At 73.5% G+C, this 18,596-nt stretch carries 16 protein-coding genes; 10 read left to right on the top strand and 6 right to left on the bottom strand.

Going from position 1 to position 18,596, the window contains the following annotated elements:
- Positions 1-3: 3 nt before the first annotated feature.
- The 6 genes from BUE41_RS18715 to BUE41_RS18690 all read right to left on the bottom strand — a co-directional run bounded on the left by BUE41_RS18715 (position 4) and on the right by BUE41_RS18690 (position 5,347).
- Complete coding sequence (locus BUE41_RS18715; RefSeq protein WP_084755350.1) at positions 4-1,587, bottom strand: MDR family MFS transporter; 1,584 nt, start codon at positions 1,585-1,587, stop codon at positions 4-6.
- A 110-nt stretch (positions 1,588-1,697) separates the two neighbouring features.
- Positions 1,698-2,135, bottom strand: a complete 438-nt coding sequence (locus BUE41_RS18710) for a MarR family winged helix-turn-helix transcriptional regulator (RefSeq protein ID WP_073458404.1) — start codon at positions 2,133-2,135, stop codon at positions 1,698-1,700.
- 17 nt (positions 2,136-2,152) lie between these two features.
- Positions 2,153-2,449, bottom strand: coding sequence for a 4a-hydroxytetrahydrobiopterin dehydratase (locus BUE41_RS18705; RefSeq protein WP_073458403.1), 297 nt, complete (start codon positions 2,447-2,449; stop codon positions 2,153-2,155).
- A 24-nt stretch (positions 2,450-2,473) separates the two neighbouring features.
- Positions 2,474-3,331: an ABC transporter permease gene (locus BUE41_RS18700; RefSeq protein WP_073458402.1), complete on the bottom strand. Its 858-nt coding sequence runs from the start codon at positions 3,329-3,331 to the stop codon at positions 2,474-2,476.
- Positions 3,328-4,302, bottom strand: coding sequence for an ABC transporter ATP-binding protein (locus BUE41_RS18695; RefSeq protein ID WP_200804005.1), 975 nt, complete (start codon positions 4,300-4,302; stop codon positions 3,328-3,330). Before BUE41_RS18695 ends, BUE41_RS18700 begins: the two co-directional genes overlap by 4 nt.
- A gap of 37 nt (positions 4,303-4,339) precedes the next feature.
- Complete coding sequence (locus tag BUE41_RS18690) at positions 4,340-5,347, bottom strand: LolA family protein (protein ID WP_073458401.1); 1,008 nt, start codon at positions 5,345-5,347, stop codon at positions 4,340-4,342.
- A gap of 126 nt (positions 5,348-5,473) precedes the next feature.
- Between BUE41_RS18690 and BUE41_RS18685 the strand changes: the two genes are divergently transcribed.
- From BUE41_RS18685 to BUE41_RS32705, 10 genes are all read left to right on the top strand, one after another.
- A complete protein-coding gene (locus tag BUE41_RS18685) occupies positions 5,474-6,157 on the top strand; it encodes a response regulator transcription factor (protein WP_073458400.1) in 684 nt (227 codons plus the stop codon).
- Between the two features lie 5 nt (positions 6,158-6,162).
- Complete coding sequence (locus tag BUE41_RS18680; protein ID WP_073458399.1) at positions 6,163-7,488, top strand: ATP-binding protein; 1,326 nt, start codon at positions 6,163-6,165, stop codon at positions 7,486-7,488.
- A 52-nt stretch (positions 7,489-7,540) separates the two neighbouring features.
- The gene (locus tag BUE41_RS18675) at positions 7,541-7,921 is read left to right on the top strand and encodes a (deoxy)nucleoside triphosphate pyrophosphohydrolase (RefSeq protein ID WP_073458398.1); all 381 of its coding nucleotides are present in this window, start codon (positions 7,541-7,543) and stop codon (positions 7,919-7,921) included.
- A 48-nt stretch (positions 7,922-7,969) separates the two neighbouring features.
- Positions 7,970-8,467 (top strand): hypothetical protein, encoded by a 498-nt coding sequence (locus BUE41_RS18670; protein WP_073458397.1) that lies wholly within the window; start codon positions 7,970-7,972, stop codon positions 8,465-8,467.
- A 90-nt stretch (positions 8,468-8,557) separates the two neighbouring features.
- Positions 8,558-10,480: a translational GTPase TypA gene (typA, locus tag BUE41_RS18665; protein WP_234997413.1), complete on the top strand. Its 1,923-nt coding sequence runs from the start codon at positions 8,558-8,560 to the stop codon at positions 10,478-10,480.
- 105 nt (positions 10,481-10,585) lie between these two features.
- Positions 10,586-12,388, top strand: a complete 1,803-nt coding sequence (locus BUE41_RS18660) for an ABC transporter family substrate-binding protein (RefSeq protein WP_234997399.1) — start codon at positions 10,586-10,588, stop codon at positions 12,386-12,388.
- A 273-nt stretch (positions 12,389-12,661) separates the two neighbouring features.
- Positions 12,662-14,368 carry a peptide ABC transporter substrate-binding protein gene (locus BUE41_RS18655; protein WP_073458395.1) on the top strand — a complete coding sequence of 569 codons (1,707 nt, stop codon included), beginning with the start codon at positions 12,662-12,664 and terminating at the stop codon, positions 14,366-14,368.
- A 102-nt stretch (positions 14,369-14,470) separates the two neighbouring features.
- On the top strand, positions 14,471-15,403 hold the full coding sequence (locus BUE41_RS18650) for an ABC transporter permease (protein ID WP_073458394.1): 933 nt from the start codon (positions 14,471-14,473) through the stop codon (positions 15,401-15,403).
- Positions 15,404-15,452: 49 nt separating this feature from the next.
- Positions 15,453-16,475 carry an ABC transporter permease gene (locus BUE41_RS18645; RefSeq protein ID WP_084755344.1) on the top strand — a complete coding sequence of 341 codons (1,023 nt, stop codon included), beginning with the start codon at positions 15,453-15,455 and terminating at the stop codon, positions 16,473-16,475.
- 1 nt (position 16,476) lies between these two features.
- Complete coding sequence (locus BUE41_RS32705; RefSeq protein ID WP_327194775.1) at positions 16,477-18,591, top strand: ABC transporter ATP-binding protein; 2,115 nt, start codon at positions 16,477-16,479, stop codon at positions 18,589-18,591.
- Positions 18,592-18,596 lie beyond the last annotated feature (5 nt).

The following is an 18,596-nucleotide window of genomic DNA, read 5'->3' as shown; positions in this document are numbered from 1 at the left end:
CGGTCAGCTCGATCCCGGCTCGGGCGACGCGGAGCGCGCGGCGGGCGTCTGGTGCGTCGCCTGCTGGGCGGCCGTGCGCGCGGCCTCCGCGGCGGCCTCGGCGCGCTCCCGCTCGATGCCGGTCTCGGTGCGCAGCGGCACCTCCCGGATGGCCAGGATCGCGATCAGCGACACGAGCGCGAGCCCCGCGGAGACCAGGAAGATCAGCGCGGTGGCGTCGCCGTAGGACTCGCGCACGATCGTGGCGATCGCCGGAGGCAGGTCGGCGAGGTCGCCCAGGCCCGCCGAGCCGGATCCCGCCGGCAGCCGCTGCGCGATCAGTGCGGTGACGTGGTTGGCGAGGACGGCGCCCAGCACCGACACGCCGGCGGTGCCGCCCAGCGAGCGGAAGAACGACACCGTCGAGCTGGCCGCGCCCAGGTCACGGGCAGCGACGGAGTTCTGCACGGCGAGCACGAGGTTCTGCATGGTCATGCCCATGCCGGAGCCGAGCAGGAACAGGTACGCCCCGAGCAGCACCATGTCCGTCGTGTGGTCGATGGTGGCGAGCAGCCCGAACCCGACCAGCGTCAGCACACCGCCGCCGACGATGTAGCGCTTCCAGCGACCGAACCGGGTGATGAGGATGCCGGAGAGCGTCGAGGACAGCGTCGAGCCGACGATCATCGGCAGGGTCAGCAGGCCGGAGACGGTCGGGGAGTAGCCGCGGGCGATCTGGAAGTACTGGCCGAGGAAGACCGCGCCGCCGAACATCGCCACCCCGACCGCGATGCTGCCGATGGTGGCCAGCGTGGTGGTGCGGTCGCGGAACAACCGCAGGGGGATGATCGGCTCCTTGGCCTTGGCCTCGACGACCAGCGCGGCGGCCAGCAGGGCGATGCCCAGCCCGGCGAGCAGGAACGACGTGGGGGAGTCCCAGGCGAAGTCGGAACCGGCCAGGGTGATCCAGATCAGCAGGTCGCTGACGCCGCCGGCGATCAGGGCCGCGCCGAGGTAGTCGATGGAGACCTGGCGCTTGATCACCGGCAGCTTGAGGGTGCGCTGCAGCACCACGAGCGCGATGACGGCCAGCGGCACGCCGACCCAGAAGCACCAGCGCCAGCCCAGGCCCGGTGCGTCGACGATCACCCCGCCGAGCAGCGGGCCCGCCACCGGCGCCACCGACATGACGGTGGCGATCAGACCGGTGTAGCGGCCGCGCTCGCGCGGGCTGATGATCGCCGCCATCACGATGACGATCAGCGCCTGCAGCCCGCCGAGGCCGAGTCCCTGCAGGGTGCGCCAGACGATCAGCGTCTCCATCGACTGCGCGAACCCGGCCAGCACCGAGCCGACGGTGAAGATCGTGATCGACAGCTGGACGAGCAGCTTCTTGTCGAACAGGTCGGCGAACTTGCCCCAGATCGGGGTGGTCGCGGTCGACGCCAGCAGGGTGGCGGTGACGACCCACGTGTACTGGTGCTGCGTGCCGTGCAGCGTGACGACGATGGTGGGCAGCGCGTTCGCCACGATCGTCGAGGAGAGGAACGCGGTGAACATCGCCAGCAACATCCCGGAGAGGGCCTCCAGGGTCTGTCGGCGCGTCATGCGCCCGCTGTCGATCGATGGTGCAGCTGCCGTCACGGAACCCCCACGAGCGATTGGTTGATACCTGCAACCATACGGGGGCGTCGGTCATTCCCACGAGTGCGTGGGGGTCATGCGATCCCGGACTCACCCAGCTTGGCGAGCAGCCGGGTGAGCGTGACCACGTCCTCGCGTGACCACTGCGACAGCGCCCGGTTCCACGCCGCCCGGCGCCGCGCCTGGACCGCGTCGAGGCGCTCCCGGCCCGTCTCGGTGAGCTCGACCAGCCGGGCGCGCGCGTCCGACGGGTCCACGGAGCGGCGCACCAGGCCGAGCCGCTCCGCCGTGTCGACCTGCCGGCTGACCGTCGACTTGTCCAGGATCAGCCGCGCACCCAGCTCCGACATCCGCAGCGGGCCGCGCCTGCCCAGCACCGAGATCAGCGGGAACACCGCCGGATCGAGCTCGGGGTGCAGCTCGCGGGCGGCTTCCCGGCCTGCTGCCCGGGACCGGCGCCAGAACGCCGCGAGCTCCTCCTCCAGCGCGGGCAGGACGTCCTCGTGGGGCACCGCAGCATCGTCGCAGGTCAGCCCTGAGCGGCCGCGACCTGCTCGTCGATCTTGCGCGCCAGCTCGACGTCCAGCTCGGTGATGCCGCCCGCGCTGTGGGTGGAGCAGCGGAACGTCAGCGTGCGCCAGCGGATGTCGATGTCCGGATGGTGGTCGGCCTCCTCCGCGATCTCCGCGACCCGGTCCACGACCGCGATCGCGGCGGGGAAGCTGGGCAGCTGCGCTGTGCGCACCAGCGAGCCGCCGGCGCGCTCCCACGCCGGCAGCGTCTGCAGAGCGGCCGAGATCGAGGCGTCGTCCAGCAGCTTCGGCATGCCGGCATCCTGCCGCACCGCGGTTCAGGCGTCGCGGCGGAGCATCCGGGCGACGGTGACGCCGGCTCCGACCACGAGGTAGCAGAGCGCACGCAGCGTCGACTCGCCCAGCCCGTCGAGCGGGAGCGGGTCGCGTAGCACGTCCGCGCCCGCGGACCAGCCGGTCGTCAGCAGGTAGGGCTGCAGCCACGACAGCGCCGGGATCGCAGCCAGCACACCGGACACGATCACCCCGCCGAGCACCGCGGCGAGCACCACCAGCGGGTGCTCGGTCAGCGACGAGACGGCCAGCGCCACCGCGCCGACGGCCAGGAGCTGGCCGGTCGTCCACGCCGCGGCGAGCGCGACCCTGCCCATCGCCTCGCCGAACCCGAGGGTCGTGCCGGAGAGCGTGACCATCTGGCCCTCCGCCCAGCCGACGACCACCAGCCCGCACAGCACGCCGAGCACCGCGATCACCAGCGTGGCCGCCGCGGCCACCACCAGCACGCCGAACGCCTTCATCACGACCAGCCGCAACCGGCCGACCGGGGCCACGAGCAACCCGCGCAGCGTGCCGGCGGCGCTCTCGCCCGCCAGCGCGTCGGCCGCTGCCATCGCCACAGCCAGCGGCAGCAGCAGCGCCAGCGACACGGTGAGCGCGGCCACCGGGAGCACGAGCCCGTTGCCCGCGACTGCGCCGATCAGGCCGCGGCCCGGCCCCCCGGCGCGGTCGGCGATCGCGACCCCGGCCCCGATGACCACCGGCACCAGCGCGAACAGCACGAGGAACGCGATCGTGCGCGGCCGGCGCAGCACCCACCGCAGCTCGGCGCCGAGCAGCCTGCCCAGCGGGGCCCCACGGACGGTCGCTGCGGGACCGGTCGCGGTCGCAGCGGTCATGATCCGTCCTCCGTCAGCTGCGCGAACAGCTCCTCCAGGTTGGTGCGCCGCCTGCGAGCCTCGTGCACCGGGATCCCTGTGCGCACCAGCAGCGCGATGATCTCCGGCGCCGGCGGCCCGTCGTCGGAGACGACCACGGCGGGCTCGCCGTCCCGCGTGCGGTAGGCGGTGGCGCCCGCGGCGCGCAGGGCGCGCACAGCCGCGTCCGCCTCCGGGGTGACGACGATCAGCCCGCCGGTGCCCGCGGCGAGCAGCGACGCCAGCTCGCCGGTGGCGACCAGTCCGCCGGACTGCAGCACCGCGACGTGGGTGCAAGTCGCTTCCACTTCGGCCAGCAGGTGCGACGACACGATCACGGTGGTGCCGGCCGCGTGCAGCTCGGCGATGATGCGCCGCACGTCGCGGGTGCCCGCCGGGTCGAGGCCGTTCGTCGGCTCGTCGAGCACGACCAAGCGGCGCGGCACCAGCAGGGCCGCAGCCAGCCCGAGCCGCTGCTTCATGCCCAACGAGTAGCCGCGGTAGCGGCGATCGGCCGCCGCCGTGAGCCCGACCCGCTCCAGTGCGGCGGCGACCGCGGGCCTGATGTCCGCCGTCGCCAGCAGCGGCTCCGCGGCGGCGAGGCGGCGCAGGTTCTCCCGGCCGGTCAGGAACGGGTGGAACCCCGGCCCCTCCACGAGCGCCCCGACGTGCGGCAGTGCCAGGTCGGCCGCAGCGGGCACCGGGTGGCCGAGCAGCTCGACGGTGCCCGCGGTGGGGCGGGTCAGCCCGAGCAGCATCCGGATCAGCGTGGTCTTGCCGGACCCGTTGGGGCCGAGCATGCCGAGCACCGACCCCGCCGGCACCTCCAGGTCGATCCCGTCGATCGCCACGGTGGAGCCGAAGACCTTGCGCAGCCCCGACACGCGGGCCGCGGGGGTGGCGACCGGTCCGGTGCCGGTCTCGGCCGGCCCGATCACCGAGTGCGCGGTCACCGCGGCCCGGCCTCCGCAGTGCAGGGGTGGCGTCGGCTCATCGGGTGAGCGCCTCCGTCAGCACCTGCTCGGGCACCGCACCGGCCGCGATGCGCCCGTCGTCGGTGACCAGCACCGAGCCGACCACGGAGGTGATCAGCCGACCGGAACCCCACGGCCCCGACACGCGGGTGCCGATCCGATCCAGGTCCGGGATGTTCCCGGGCGCCTGCGCGCCGCGCTCGGCGACGTGCACGGCGTCCCAGCCGTCGCCGACGGTGCGGACCTGCGCGTTCGGCGCGCCGCGGCGGTTGCCCGGCCGCTCGGCCGGTGCGGTGCGCACGGTGGAGCCGGGCGGCGGGGTGAACGTGAACAGGGCCGGATCCTGCGGCCCGAACGCGACGTCGGTGAAGCCGATCCGCAGCGCCGGGTCGGGCGAGCCGTTGGCCAGCACGACCAGCCGCAGCGGCATCCGCTTCTCCGCGTCGACGGCGATGCGGATCTCGCGCAGCAGCGTCCGCTCGGTCGGCTGCGGCGCGAGCACCAGCTCGTAGGCGGGCCGGCCGGCGACCTCGGCGGTGCCGTCGACCGCGAGCGTGCTCGATCCGCCCAGCCGGTCGATCAGTTCCCCGGCCGCGGTGGCCGGGTCGACCGCGGGCCCGCGGCCCGGCTGCGCGGCCCGGCTGCCCGTGGTGACCTCGCGGGTGTCGGAGTCCCACGTCCAGAACGTGGCGCCGTCGGTGACGAACGTGCGCTCGCTGTCGGACGTCGGCAGCTGCACGCGGCCCTGCCGCTCGTCGCCCGCCCACACGCGCGCCGTCGAGGTGCCGTCGGCCGCGGCCGCGGGCAGGCCCGGCAGCGCGGGCAGCCCCAGCGCGTTCTCGGCCTCCACGGTGCCCGCGAACGGTCCCGGCTTCGCCTCCAGCACCGATCGCACCAGCTCCTCCGGCGTCACCGGCGGCAGCTCGGGCTGGGCCCCGGCGCCGGCCGGGACGGCGAGCAGACCGAGCCCGACGAGCCCCGCGACGGCGACGGCCGCCGCGACAGGGCGTCCGAACCTGCGCATGGGCCTCCGTGGGAGCGTCGGGCTTTCGGGACGGATGGGACGAGCCATGGGTGAAGCGTGACCCATCGTCGCTGAGAGTGTTCTGAGGTGCACCGGGCCGGATGCGCGGTAGCGTCCGATGTCGTCATGGCACGCGTACTCGTGGTGGACGACGAGCCCGGGATCCGCACGGCGGTCGCCCGCGGGCTCACTGCCGAGGGCATGGAGGTCGTCGCGCTGGGCGACGGCCGCTCCGCGCTGCAGGCCGCACTCACCGGTGGGTTCGACGCGATCGTGCTCGACATCATCCTGCCCGGGCTGTCCGGCTACCGGGTGGTGGAGGAGATGCGCGCCGCGGGTGTCGACACCCCTGTGCTGCTGGTGTCGGCGAAGGACGGCGAGTTCGACCAGGCCGACGGGCTCGACCTCGGCGCCGACGGCTACCTCGTCAAGCCGTTCGCGTTCGTCGTGCTCGTCGCGCAGCTCAAGGCGCTGCTGCGCCGCCGTGACCAGGCGCTCGGCCGCACCGGGCAGCGGGTTCGGCTCGGTCCGCTCGTCGTCGACCCGGTCTCCCGGTCGGTCAGCTGGAAGGGGGAGAGCATCGAGCTGTCGCCGCGCGAGTTCGCGCTGCTGCACGCGCTGGCCAGCCGGCCCGACACCGCCGTGGCCAAGGACGACCTGCTGCGCATGGTGTGGGGCGACGAGCAGGCGGCCAGCCGCAACGTCGTCGAGGTCTACGTCGGGTACGTGCGCCGCAAGCTCGACGCCGTCGGCGCGGGGCACCTGCTCAAGACCGTGCGCGGCTACGGGTACCTCGTCGGCACGCCGTGAGACCGGTGGCCGCCCTGCGGGACTGGTGGGCCCGCCGGTCGCTGCGCACCCGCATCACCCTCGTCGTCGGGGTGGTCGCGCTCGTCGCGCTGGCGGCGCTGTCCCGCCTCGGCGGCAGCCTCCTGGTCATCACCGTCATCAACGCGGCCGACGTCGAGCTGGCCGCGAAGGCCTCCTCCGTCGCCGACTCGGTGCGCGTCGGCGTCGATCCCGCGCTGGTCCGCATCGCCGGTGTGCGGATCGTCGACGTCGCCGGCCGGCCCGTCGACGGCGGCGCCGCGCTCCCGCTGTCCGACGCGCAGGTGCGCCGGATCGCCGGCGGTGAGGAGCTGACCACCGGGGGCGGCACCGACATGCGGCGCTGGCTCGGGCTGTCCACCGTCGGCCCCGACGGGGCGGTGCGGGTGGTGATCGCCTCCGCGGACCTCGTCGGGTCGGCGACGATCCTGGCCAACGCGGCCAGCTGGTTCCTCGTCGGCGCGCTGCTGGTCGCGGGGGTGGTGGCGCTCGCGGCGTGGTCGGCGACGCGGGCGGCGCTGCGGCCGGTCGACCGCCTCCGCCGGGCCGCGGCCACCCTGCCGCCGGGGGAGCGGCTGCCCCTGCCGGCCGCCGACGACGAGCTGCGCGCGCTCGCCGCCGAGTTCAACCTGCTGCTCGCCCGCCGCGACGACGCCGTGGCTCGGCTGGAGCGGTTCACCGGCGACGCCGCGCACGAGCTGCGCTCGCCGGTCGCGGCGATCCGCGCGCAGGCCGAGGTCGCCGTCGCCCACCCCGACCCGGCGCTCGCCGAGGAGACCCTGAAGTCGATCGTCGACGAGGCCGCCCGGCTGAGCAGCCTGCTCTCCGCGCTGCTCGCGCTCGCCCGCGCCGACTCGGGCCAGCGCCCGCCGGCGCAGCCCGTCGACCTCGTGGCCGCGGCGCGCGCAGCGGTCGACCGCGCCCACTCCACCGCGCCCGAGGACGGGCCCGCGATCACCCTCGCCGCCCCCACCCCGGCCGTGGTCGCCGCGACGCCGTCCGAGGTCGCGCTGGTGCTGGACAACCTCATCGGCAACGCCGTGCGGTACGCGGCCGGGCTCGTGCGGGTCGGGGTGCTGCCGGCCGGGCGGTGGGTGCGACTCGTCGTCGAGGACGACGGCCCCGGTATCCCGCTCGCCGACCGCCGCCGGGTGTTCGACCGGTTCGTGCGGCTCAACCCGGAGGCCGGGGGCGGTGCGGGGCTGGGACTGGCGCTCGTGGAGGCGTTGGTGCACGGGCGCGGGGGCACCGTCTCGGCGGGGGAGTCCGGAGCCGGCGGGGCCAGGTTCGAAGTCCGCTGGCCCAGCCCCTGAGGCGGGGGACGTCCTCGCCCCGCACCGCCCCCGGCCTGCCACCATCCCTCCCGTGATCGTCGTGGGAACTGCGCTGGTGCGCGACGGGCGGCTGTTGGTGGCCCAGCGGACCCGCCCGCCGGAGCTGGCCGGTCGCTGGGAGCTGCCGGGCGGCCGGGTGGAGGCGGGGGAGTCCGAGCCGGCCGCCGTCGCCCGCGAGTGCCACGAGGAGCTCGGCGCGCTCGTGACCGTGACCGGGCGGGTCGGCCCCGATCTCCCGCTGCCGGTGGGGGTCCTGCGGATCCACGCGGCGGAGCTGGCCGCGGGCAGCCCGGAGCCGGTCGCACTGGAGCACGCCGCACTGCGCTGGATCGGCCCAGACGAGCTGGACGGGCTGGCCTGGGTGGAGGCCGATCGCGCTCTCGTCCCGCACCTGCGCAGGCTGCTCGGCTGATCGGGGGATCCGGGGAGCCGCGGCCGGGCGGGTTCCGTCCGATCCGGTGTGCTCGACGTCCTGCTCGCCCGCCAGCGCGGGCTGCTCACCCGGGCTCAGCTGATCGCCGCCGGGGTCCCCGCCGCGCACATCGACGAGCGGGTGCGCACCCGGGCGTGGCAGCCGGTGCTGCCGCGCACCTACCTGCTCCGGCCCGGGCTGGGGCCCGATGAGCTGCGGGTGCGCGCGGCCGTGCTGTGGGCCGGTCCCGGCGCCGTGCTGACCGGGGTGGCGGCCGCCTGGTGGTACGGGATCGTCGCGCGCCCGCCCACGCCGGTGCGGGTCGCCGCTGCGCACCGGCGCCGTCCGCTGCGGCGCCGGGAGGTCGTCGCCGAGCCCGGTCGGCCGCCCGAGGTGCTCGAGATCCGCGGCCTGCGGGTCACCGCGCCGCTCGTCACCCTGCTCGACGCGGCGGTCGAGCTCGGCCCGGCGGGTGTCCTGCTGCTGCGTGACGTCCAGCACATCCGGGCCGGGCAGCTCGGCGCGCTGTGGCCGCGGACCGGCTGACCACCGCGGGACCGGGGGGACGACCCGGTTGAGCTGCTGCTCACCTGCACGGGGATCGGCGCGGCGCCCGGGATACCGTGTGGCGTGAGCATTTCCACCATCGCGGACACCGCGGATCGGGCTCGCGGCGACCGCGAGGCGGGTGCGAGCCTGCGCAACGTCGCCATCGTCGCGCACGTCGACCACGGCAAGACCACCCTCGTCGACGCCATGCTGCGCGAGTCCGGCGCCATCGCCTCGCGCGGCCCCGCCGTCGACCGGATCATGGACTCGGGCGACCTCGAGCGCGAGAAGGGCATCACGATCCTCGCCAAGCACACGGCCGTGCGCTGGCGGGACATGATCCTCAACGTCGTCGACACCCCCGGCCACGCCGACTTCGGCGGCGAGGTCGAGCGCGGGCTGTCCATGGTCGACGGCGTGCTGCTGCTGGTCGACGCGAGCGAGGGCCCGCTGCCGCAGACCCGGTTCGTCCTGCGCAAGGCGCTGGCCGCTGCGCTGCCCGTGGTGCTCGTGGTCAACAAGACCGACCGCCCGGACGCGCGCATCGCCGAGGTCGTCGACGAGACCCTCGAGCTGCTGCTCGAACTGGCCGACGAGCTGGAGCTCGACGAGGACACCACCGCGCGGCTGCTCGACCTCCCGGTCGTCTACGCGTCCGGCCGGGCCGGGCGCGCGTCGCGGCAGCGCCCCGCCGACGGCGAGCTGCCCGCCGATCCCGGCCTGGAGGCGCTGTTCGACGTCATCGCCGAGACGGTTCCGCCGCCCGCCGATGACCCGACCGCGCCGCTGCAGGCGCACGTCACCAACCTCGACGCCAGCTCGTTCCTCGGCCGCATCGCGCTCTGCCGGGTGCGGGCGGGCGTGCTGCGCCGCGGCCAGCAGGTCGCCTGGTGCACCGCCGACGGCGGCACCACCCGCGTCAAGATCACCGAACTGCTGCGCACCGAGGGCCTGGAGCGGGTCCCGGCCGAGGAGGCCGTGGCGGGCGATCTGGTCGCCGTCGCCGGCATCCCCGACGTCATGATCGGCGACACCCTCGCCGACCCGGACGACCCGGTGCCGCTGCCGCGCATCCACGTCGACGAGCCGGCCATCTCGGTCACGATCGGCATCAACACCTCCCCGCTCGTCGGCCGCGATCCGCAGCCGGGCACCAAGCTGACCGCCCGTCAGGTCAAGAACCGGCTCGACGCCGAGCTCGTCGGCAACGTGAGCATCCGCGTGCTGCCCACCGAACGCCCCGACGCGTGGGAGGTGCAGGGCCGCGGCGAGCTCGCGCTGGCCGTGCTCGTCGAAACCATGCGCCGCGAGGGCTTCGAGCTGACGGTCGGCAAGCCCGAGGTCGTCACCAAGATCGTCGACGGCACGGTGCACGAGCCGTTCGAGCGGCTCACCGCCGACGTCCCCGCCGATGCGCTGGGCGCCGTCACGCAGCTGCTCGCCTCCCGCAGGGGCGAGCTGGTGCACATGGTCCACGGCGAGAACCGGGTCCGGCTCGACTACCGCGTGCCGGCGCGCGGCCTCATCGGCTTCCGCACCGAGTTCCTCACCATCACCCGCGGCGCCGGCATCGCCAGCCACGTCTTCGACGGGTACGGGCCGTGGGTCGGCGAGATCCGCGCCCGCCAGCGCGGCTCCCTCGTCGCGGACCGGGAGGGCGCCGTCACCGCCTACGCCGTCGACCAGCTCTCCGACCGCGGCACGATGTTCGTCGGTCCCGGCACGATGGTCTACGCCGGCATGGTGGTCGGCGAGCACACCCGGCCCGACGATCTCGAGGTCAACATCGTCCGGGAGAAGAAGCTCACGAACATCCGCCAGTCCACGGCGGAGGCGTTCGTGAAGCTCACCCCGCCCACGATCCTCAACCTGGAGCAGTCGCTGGAGTTCTGCGCCCCCGACGAGTGCGTGGAGGTCACGCCGCAGTCGGTGCGGATCAGGAAGGTGGAGCTGGACGCGCGGGAGCGCGCGCGCCAGCGTGCGCGGGCCAAGGCGAACAACTCGGGCTGATCCCCGGCCGGGGACAACCCCCGAGCCGGCCTCCTGCGCACGCTGATGCAGGATGGACCGACCGCGGGTCGGTCCCCGGCCGCACCCGTCGCTGGGGAGGTGATCGTGGGTCGCCGGACGTGGATCGTCCTGCTAGCGCTGGTCGCGATGGTGGCGGCGGCGTGCGCGAACGAGCCCGTCCCGCCGCCGGAGGTCACGCCGACCCCGACCGCGACCCCGACGACCCAGCCCGGCACGCCGACGCAGATCGTGGTCGGCGTCGACGACCTCCCGCCCGGGTTCAACCCGCACCTGCTCGCCGACGTCTCCCCGGTCACCCAGGCCCTGGCCACGCTGGTGCTGCCCTCGGTGTTCCGAGTGGACGAGAACGGTGTGGCGCAGCTGGACACCACGATCGCCACCAGCGCGAAGGTGACGTCGTCCGAGCCCTTCACGGTCAGCTACGAGCTGAACCTGGAGGCCTCCTGGTCGACGAACGCACCGATCGCCGCGGAGGACTTCGTCTTCCTCTGGGAGCGGATGCGCGCCGAGCCGGGGGTCGCCGACGCCGCCGGTTACCGGCTGATCACCGCGGTGCGCTCGCGCGCCGGCGGCAAGGCGGTCGACGTCGAGTTCGCCGAGCCCTACCCGGCCTGGCAGTACCTGTTCAGCGGGCTCTTGCCCGCCCACCTGCTCAAGGATGCGCCCGGTTCCTGGGTCGGTGCCCTGCGCAACGGCCTGCCGGCCTCCGGCGGCCCGTTCAAGGTCGGCAGCGTGGACCGGGGCCGCGGCGAGATCGTGCTGGTGCGCAACGATCTCTACTGGGACGCCCCGACCGTCGTCGACGAGCTGGTGCTGCGCCGGCTCGACCCGGAGGACGTCGCCGCGGGCCTCGCCTCCGGTGACATCGATCTCGCCGTCACCACCGCCGGGCCCGAGCTGCGCACCGCGCTGGTGGGCCTGCAGCCCGCGCCGCGCACCCAGCCCGTGCCCCGCGCCGAGGTGGTCACGCTCGGCCTGCGCGCCGACACCGGCCCGCTGCGCAACCTCGCCGCCCGCAAGGCCGTCGCCGCACTGATCGACCGCGAGGCCATCCGGGCGGAGGTCGCACCGGAGGCGCTGCGGGCCGACGCGTACGGGCGGGCACCGTCGCAGCCCGGGTACACGGCGACCGCCCCCGAACGGCGCGCCGACGCCGCCGAGGTCGCCGCGCTGCTGCAGCAGGCCGGCTGGACCCGGACGTCCCCGACCGCTCCCTGGATGGCCGACGGCGCGCCCGTGCGGCTCACGATCGGGGCGGGCGCCGAGCGGCCCGGCGATCTCCGCGTGGCCGCGGCCGTCGCCCGGCAGCTGAGCGGGGCCGGGATCCCGGCCACCGTCGTCGCCCCGCCGGTCGTCGACCTGTACTCGGCCGAGACCGTGGCCCCGACCCCACCCTCGACGTCGGCCGCCCCCACCTCGGGCGCCACCGCGACCCCGGCCGCCGCGCCCGCGACCGCGGCGACGCCTACGTCGACTCCCACCGAGGCCGCCCCCGCCGTCCCCGCCGCGCCCACCGGGATCGCGGTGGACCTCATGGTGCTCAACCGGCCTGCGGCCGGCGATGCGGCGACCGCCGTCGCGTCCGAGTTCGGCTGCATGTCCGGCTCGGCGACCGGCCCGGAGCAGGTGCCCGGCCCGACCGGCTTCTGCCAGCCGCTGCTCGACGCGCTCATGACCGAGCTCATGACGCCCGATCCGCGCCCGGACCTCGCCCAGGCCGTGCAGCAGGACCTGTGGGAGCAGGCCGCGGAGCTACCGCTGTTCCAGCCGGTCGACGTCGTGGTGAGCACGCCCGAGTCCGACGCCGCGACGGGTGTGGGCCCGGGCCCGCTGCTGACCGGGCCCTTCACCGGCGCGCAGCGGTGGCGGCCGCTGCCGTCCTCCTGATCACTGTCCCTGATCGCAGCCCCTTTCGGTCACGATCAAGCACCCGATGGTTGCGCACTCAAGCGTCCGTCTATCGTGATCTGCGCCGCCGTTCAGGCCAACGGGGAAGTCACCCTTTGGTCACGATCGGGGAGCTTTGCTACCGCCCGGTAGCCGCCGTTCCTACGGTCCCTGCTGTCCGCGTCACCGGCCGTGCACATGGCCGGGCGCACCGGGGTGGATCGGCCGTCCGAACGGGACGCCGAAGACAACAGAGAGTTCAAAGGAATCCACATGAGGAGATCGCGCACGGGCTTCGCCGTGGTCGCCCTCGGCGCCGCGGCGGCGATGGTGCTCACGGGTTGTGCCCAGCGGAGCAACCAGGGAGCTCCGGAGGGAGGCTCCGCGCAGCCGAGCGTCGGCTACCCGGAGACGCCGCCGGTCGAGGTCGTGCCCGGCAAACCGGGCGGGGTGTTCCGCCTCGGCATCACCGAGCCGACGGCCATCGACCCGTACAACGTGCAGGAGTCCGAGGGCACCTCCGTCGCGAACGCCTTGTTCACCGGCCTGGTCCAGGTCGAGCCGGACGGCACGGTCGTGCCGGGCGTCGCGACCGACTGGTCGGCCAACGACGACTGCAGCCAGTGGACGTTCAACCTCAAGCCCAACACCCACTTCCACAACGGTGAGGTCGTCGACGCGACCTCGTTCAAGCGCGGCTGGGAGCGGGTGGCTGCGCCGAACTCCGGCTCGGAGGTCTCCTACCACCTCGACGTGATCCAGGGCTACGAGGAGTTCCAGGCCGGCCAGGCGCCGGAGATGACCGGTGTGCAGGTCGCCTCCGCCAACCAGCTGGTCGTCAACCTCGTCCAGCCCGACTGCGAGTTCCCGCTGCGGACCAACCACCCGGCGCTCAGCCCCGCGCCCGCCGCGGTGGGCCCGACCAGCGACCCGAACTACACCGACGCCCCCATCGGCAACGGGCCGTTCAAGATGGACGGCAAGTGGGAGCACGACAAGGGCATCCGGCTCGTCCGCTTCGAGGAGTACGACGCGGGCCCGAAGGCCTACCTCGACGCGATCGAGTTCACGATCCTCAACCCGCAGAACGGCGTGCAGCTCGAGACCGACGGCTTCAAGGCCGGCACGTTCGACTGGGCCCGCATGCCCACGCCGCTGATCGGCCCGAACCGGGCCGAGTTCGAGCCGCAGGGCAAGTGGCTGTCGAAGAAGACGAACGGCATCAACTACTTCGTCGCGATGAACGCCGAGCCGCCGCTCAACTCGCCCGAGGCGCGCAAGGCGGTCTCCATGGCGATCGACCGGGCCGCGATCGCCGAGGGCGTGTTCAAGGGCGCCCAGGCGCCGGCGGACTCGATCGTGCCGTCGCTGTTCCCCGACGCCTACCAGCCCGGGGTGTGCGACGCGTGCGTCTACGACCCGGTCAAGGCGAAGGAGCTGGCCGAGAAGGCGGGGCTGACCCCGGGCACGGAGATCAACCTGTCGTTCAACACCGGCGCCGGGCACGAGGAGTGGACCGCCGCCGTGCGTCAGCAGCTCGAGCAGAACCTCGGCCTGAAGGTGAACTACCAGGGCGTTCCGTTCACCGACCACCTGAACAACATGGAGGCCAAGGGCGCCTCCGGCCTCTACCGGCTCGCGTGGGGCGCCGACTACCCGACGCCCGGCAACTACCTGATCCCGCTGATGGCCACCTCGTCGATCAAGCTCGACGCCGAGGGCAAGGTCACCGGCAACAACTACAGCCGCTACTCCAACCCGGAGTTCGACGCGCTGGTGGCCCGTGCCTCCGCCACGAAGGACGAGGCGGCCCGCAACGAGCTCTGGAAGGAGGCGGAGCGGATCGCGATCGGCCGCGACCTCGCCGTGATCCCGCTGTTCCAGCGCCAGCAGTTCCGCCTGGTGGACCACTCCAAGTGGGGCAACGTGAACATGGACTTCAACGAGGACCCGACGTTCGACCAGATCTTCCTGAAGTGATCCGTCGCTGACGCCGGCCGGCGGGCCCCGGTGACCCCGGGCGTCCGCCGGCCGGCGTCGCACGGTTCACCAGGACGGTCCTCTCCGAGAAAGGGAGTCCTCGTGGGCAAGTTCATCCTGCGCCGGATCGGCCAGGCCGTCCTCGTGGTACTCGCCACCACGCTGCTCGTCTTCCTCGGCACCTTCGCGCTGGGCGACCCGTTCGCGTCGACCGGCGACCGGCAGGTGCCGCCCGCGATCGCCGAGCAGAACCGGGCCATCTTCGGCCTCGACAAGCCGCTCTACCAGCAGTACTTCACCTACCTCGGCAACCTCGCCACCGGGAACCTCGGAGTCGAGTACGACCAGCGCCGGCCCGTGGCGGACATGCTGATCGATGTGCTGCCGAACACCGTGCGGCTGGCGCTCGTGGCGATCCTCATCGACGTGATCATCGGCGTGATCGCCGGCATCATCGCCGCGGTCAAGCGCTACTCGTTCTCCGACGTGCTGGTCACCGTGGTCTCCACGGTGGCCATCGGCGTGCCGACGTTCGTGCTCGGCGTCGTGTTCCTGGCCTACCTGGCCGGCTGGGGACCGTTCCCCGCGGTGCCCAGACCCTTCGGCTCGGAAGTGCCGTGGTACCAGGAAGTGCTGCTGCCGGCGTTCACGCTGGCCATCGTGGACGCCGCGTTCGTCGCACGCCTGATGCGCGGCTCGATGCTCGAGGTGCTGCGCGCCGACTACATCCGCACGGCACGGGCGAAGGGCCTGTCCGAGCGGGTCGTGATCGGCAAGCACGCGCTGCGCAACTCGATCATCCCCGTGGTCACCTACCTCGGTGTCTCCCTCGGTGTGCTGCTGGGCGGTGCGCTGATCACCGAGTCGATCTTCCAGTACAACGGCGTCGGGTACCTGCTGTTCCGGGCCATCGCCGGCAACAACGTGCCGATCATCGCGGCGGTCGTGGTCTTCGCGGTGCTCGCGTTCGTGGTCCTGTCGCTGATCGTCGACATCCTCTACGCGTTCCTGGACCCGAGGATCCGGCTCGACTAGCCGGCCCCGCGTTCCCGACGTCCCACAAGACATCAAGAGGCGATCCCTCATGACGACGCTTCCCCCGCCCCCCGAGGGCACCCCGGCGGCCGGCATCCCGCCGACGGAGCCGTTCGCCGACCCCGACGGACTGCACAGCGCCGGTCAGACCGATCAGCGCGCCGCGTCCGCGGTGGAGGGCAAGACCGTGGCCACCCGGCGCCGCCGCCGCTCCGGCTCGCCGGGCGCGCTGGCCGACATCTGGAGCCGCTACAAGCGCAACAAGCTCGCCGTGGCCGGGCTGGTCATCGTCGCGGTCATCCTGTTCATGGCGATCTTCCAGCCGTTCCTGACACCGTACGACCCGTTCGAGCAGAACCTGCTCAACACCACGGCCCCGCCGAGCGCCGACCACATCCTCGGCACCGACGTCCTGGGGCGGGACATGTACTCCGCGCTCGTCTACGGCGCGCGGCTGGCGATGGTCGTCGGCATCGGAACCATGCTGATGTCGGTGATCGTCGGCGTCGCGTTCGGCGCGCTGGCCGGCTACAAGCGCGGCTGGGTGGACGCGGTCATCATGCGCTTCACCGACATCCTGCTGGCGTTCCCGCTGCTGGTCGGCGCCATCTTCGTGGTCCGCATCTTCGGCCAGGGCGTGCTGCCGGTGGTGATCGCGCTGGTGATCTTCGGCTGGCCGACCAGCGCCCGGCTCATGCGCGGGCAGACGCTGGCGCTGCGCGAGTCGGAGTACGTCGAGGCGGCTCGCTCGATCGGCGCCTCCGACACCCGCATCGTGCTGCGGCACATCCTGCCCAACGCGATCGCGCCGGTCGTCGTCTACGCGTTCACCAGCGTCGGCGTGGTCGTGGTCGCCATGGCCTCGCTGTCGTTCCTCGGCGTCGGTGTGCCGGCGGACGTGCCCGAGTGGGGGCGGCTGATCTCCCAGAGCTACAACTTCATCCGCGTCCCGGGCAACGAGCACCTCTGGCTCGCCCCCGCCATGGCGATCGTCATCACGACGCTGGCGTTCGCCTTCGTCGCCGACGGGCTGCGCGACGCGCTCGACCCCAAGCTGCGCGGGGGTAACTGACGTGCCCGACCTCACCACTGCCCAGGAGGACGTCCTCGCGGCGGGCGACGCCGCGCCGCGCGAGCGCGTGCTGGAGGTGCGCGACCTGCGCGTGCACTTCGAGACCGCGGCCGGCGTCGTCAAGGCCGTCGACGGCGTCTCCTGGCACGTCGACGCGGGCGAGACCCTGGCGATCGTCGGGGAGTCCGGCTCCGGCAAGTCCGTCTCGGCCATGACGATCCTCGGGCTGGTGCCCAGCCCGCCCGCCACCTTCCCGAGCGGGCAGGTCCTGCTGCACGGCCGCTCGCTGCTCGACCTGCCGGACGCCCAGCAGCGCAAGCTGCGCGGCAACGAGATCGCGATGATCTTCCAGGACCCGCTCACCGCGCTGAACCCGGTGTTCCGGGTGGGCGACCAGATCGCCGAGATGGTGCGGGCCCACCAGAAGATCAGCAGAGCGGCGGCCAACAAGCGGGCCGTCGAGCTGCTCGCCGAGGTGGGCATCCCGAACCCGCACGTGCGGGCGCGGCAGTACCCGCACGAGTTCTCCGGCGGCATGCGGCAGCGCGCGATGATCGCGATGGCGCTGGCGAACGACCCGAAGGTACTGCTCGCCGACGAGCCCACGACCGCGCTCGACGTCACCGTGCAGGCGCAGATCATGCAGCTGCTCGAGGAGCTGCAGGAGCGCCGCAACACCGCGATCGTGCTGATCACCCACGATCTCGGGCTCGTCGCCAGCCACGCCGATCGCATCGCCGTCATGTACGCGGGGCGGATCGTCGAGACCGGCACGACCGACGAGATCTTCGGTGCGCCCCGGCACGCCTACACCTACGGGCTGCTGTCCAGCCTCGCCCGCATGGACCACGCCCGTCCGGCCAAGCTGGAGCCGATCCCCGGCCAGCCGCCGAGCCTGTCTCGGGTGCCCCCGGGGTGCGCGTTCCACCCGCGGTGCGCGTTCGCCACCGAGGCCTGCCGCGCCGAGGTGCCGCAGCTGCTGCCGATGGCGCCCGGCTCGGACCACCTGCACGCGTGCTTGCACCCGGGCGAGGTGGCCGCGGCCCTCGCGGCACCGAAGGAGGTCGCTCCCGCGGCGGAGCGCTCGCCGAGCACCGGCGCGCCGCCGGTCGTCGAGGTGACCGACCTCGTCAAGCACTTCCCGATCCGCTCCGGGCTGTTCTTCTCGCGAACGGTCGGGGCGGTGCAGGCCGTCAACGGGCTCTCGCTCGAGATCGAGCCGGGCACGACCCTGTCGATCGTCGGCGAGTCCGGGTGCGGCAAGTCCACGGCCGCGCGGGCGATCCTGCGGCTGCACGAGCCCACGTCCGGCAAGATCGTGATCGGCGGGCAGGACATCACCGCGCTCGAGCCCACGGAGCTGCGCAAGGCCCGGGCGGACATGCAGATCGTCTTCCAGGACCCGTACGCGTCGCTGAACCCGCGGCTGACCGTCCGCCAGATCCTCACCGAGAAGTACCACCTGCTCGGCGGCGAGCTCACCAAGGACACGATCCCCGAGCTGCTGGAGACCGTGGGGCTCTCGCCCGAGCACGCCGACCGCTACCCGCACGAGTTCTCCGGCGGGCAGCGCCAGCGCGTCGGCATCGCCCGCGCGATCGCGCTGAACCCGAAGTTCGTCGTGCTCGACGAGCCGGTGTCGGCGCTGGACGTGTCGATCCAGGCGCAGATCCTCAACCTGCTGGAGTCGCTGCAGGACGAGTTCGGGCTCACCTACCTGTTCATCGCGCACGACCTGTCGGTGGTGCGGCACATCTCCGACCGGGTCGCCGTGATGTACCTCGGGCAGTTCGTCGAGATCGCCGACCGCGACGACCTTTTCGAGCGCCCGCAGCACCCGTACACCCAGGCGCTGATCTCGGCCGTGCCGATCCCGGACCCGGCGGTGGAGCGGACCCGTGAGCGGATCCTGCTCGCCGGTGACGTGCCGAGCCCGGCGAACCCGCCGAGCGGCTGCCGCTTCCGCACCCGCTGCTGGAAGCACCAGCAGCTCACCGAGACCGAGAAGCAGCGCTGCATCGAGGAGCCGCCGCCGCTGGCCGCTGCGCCCACCGGCGGGGAGCGGCACGAGGTGGCGTGCCACTACGCGGGCACGCGCGAGGTGCTGCATGCCTGAGCGGC

Source organism: Pseudonocardia thermophila (genome assembly GCF_900142365.1).
Lineage (GTDB): Bacteria > Actinomycetota > Actinomycetes > Mycobacteriales > Pseudonocardiaceae > Pseudonocardia > Pseudonocardia thermophila.
This window is presented reverse-complemented; position numbering and strand designations above follow the sequence as displayed.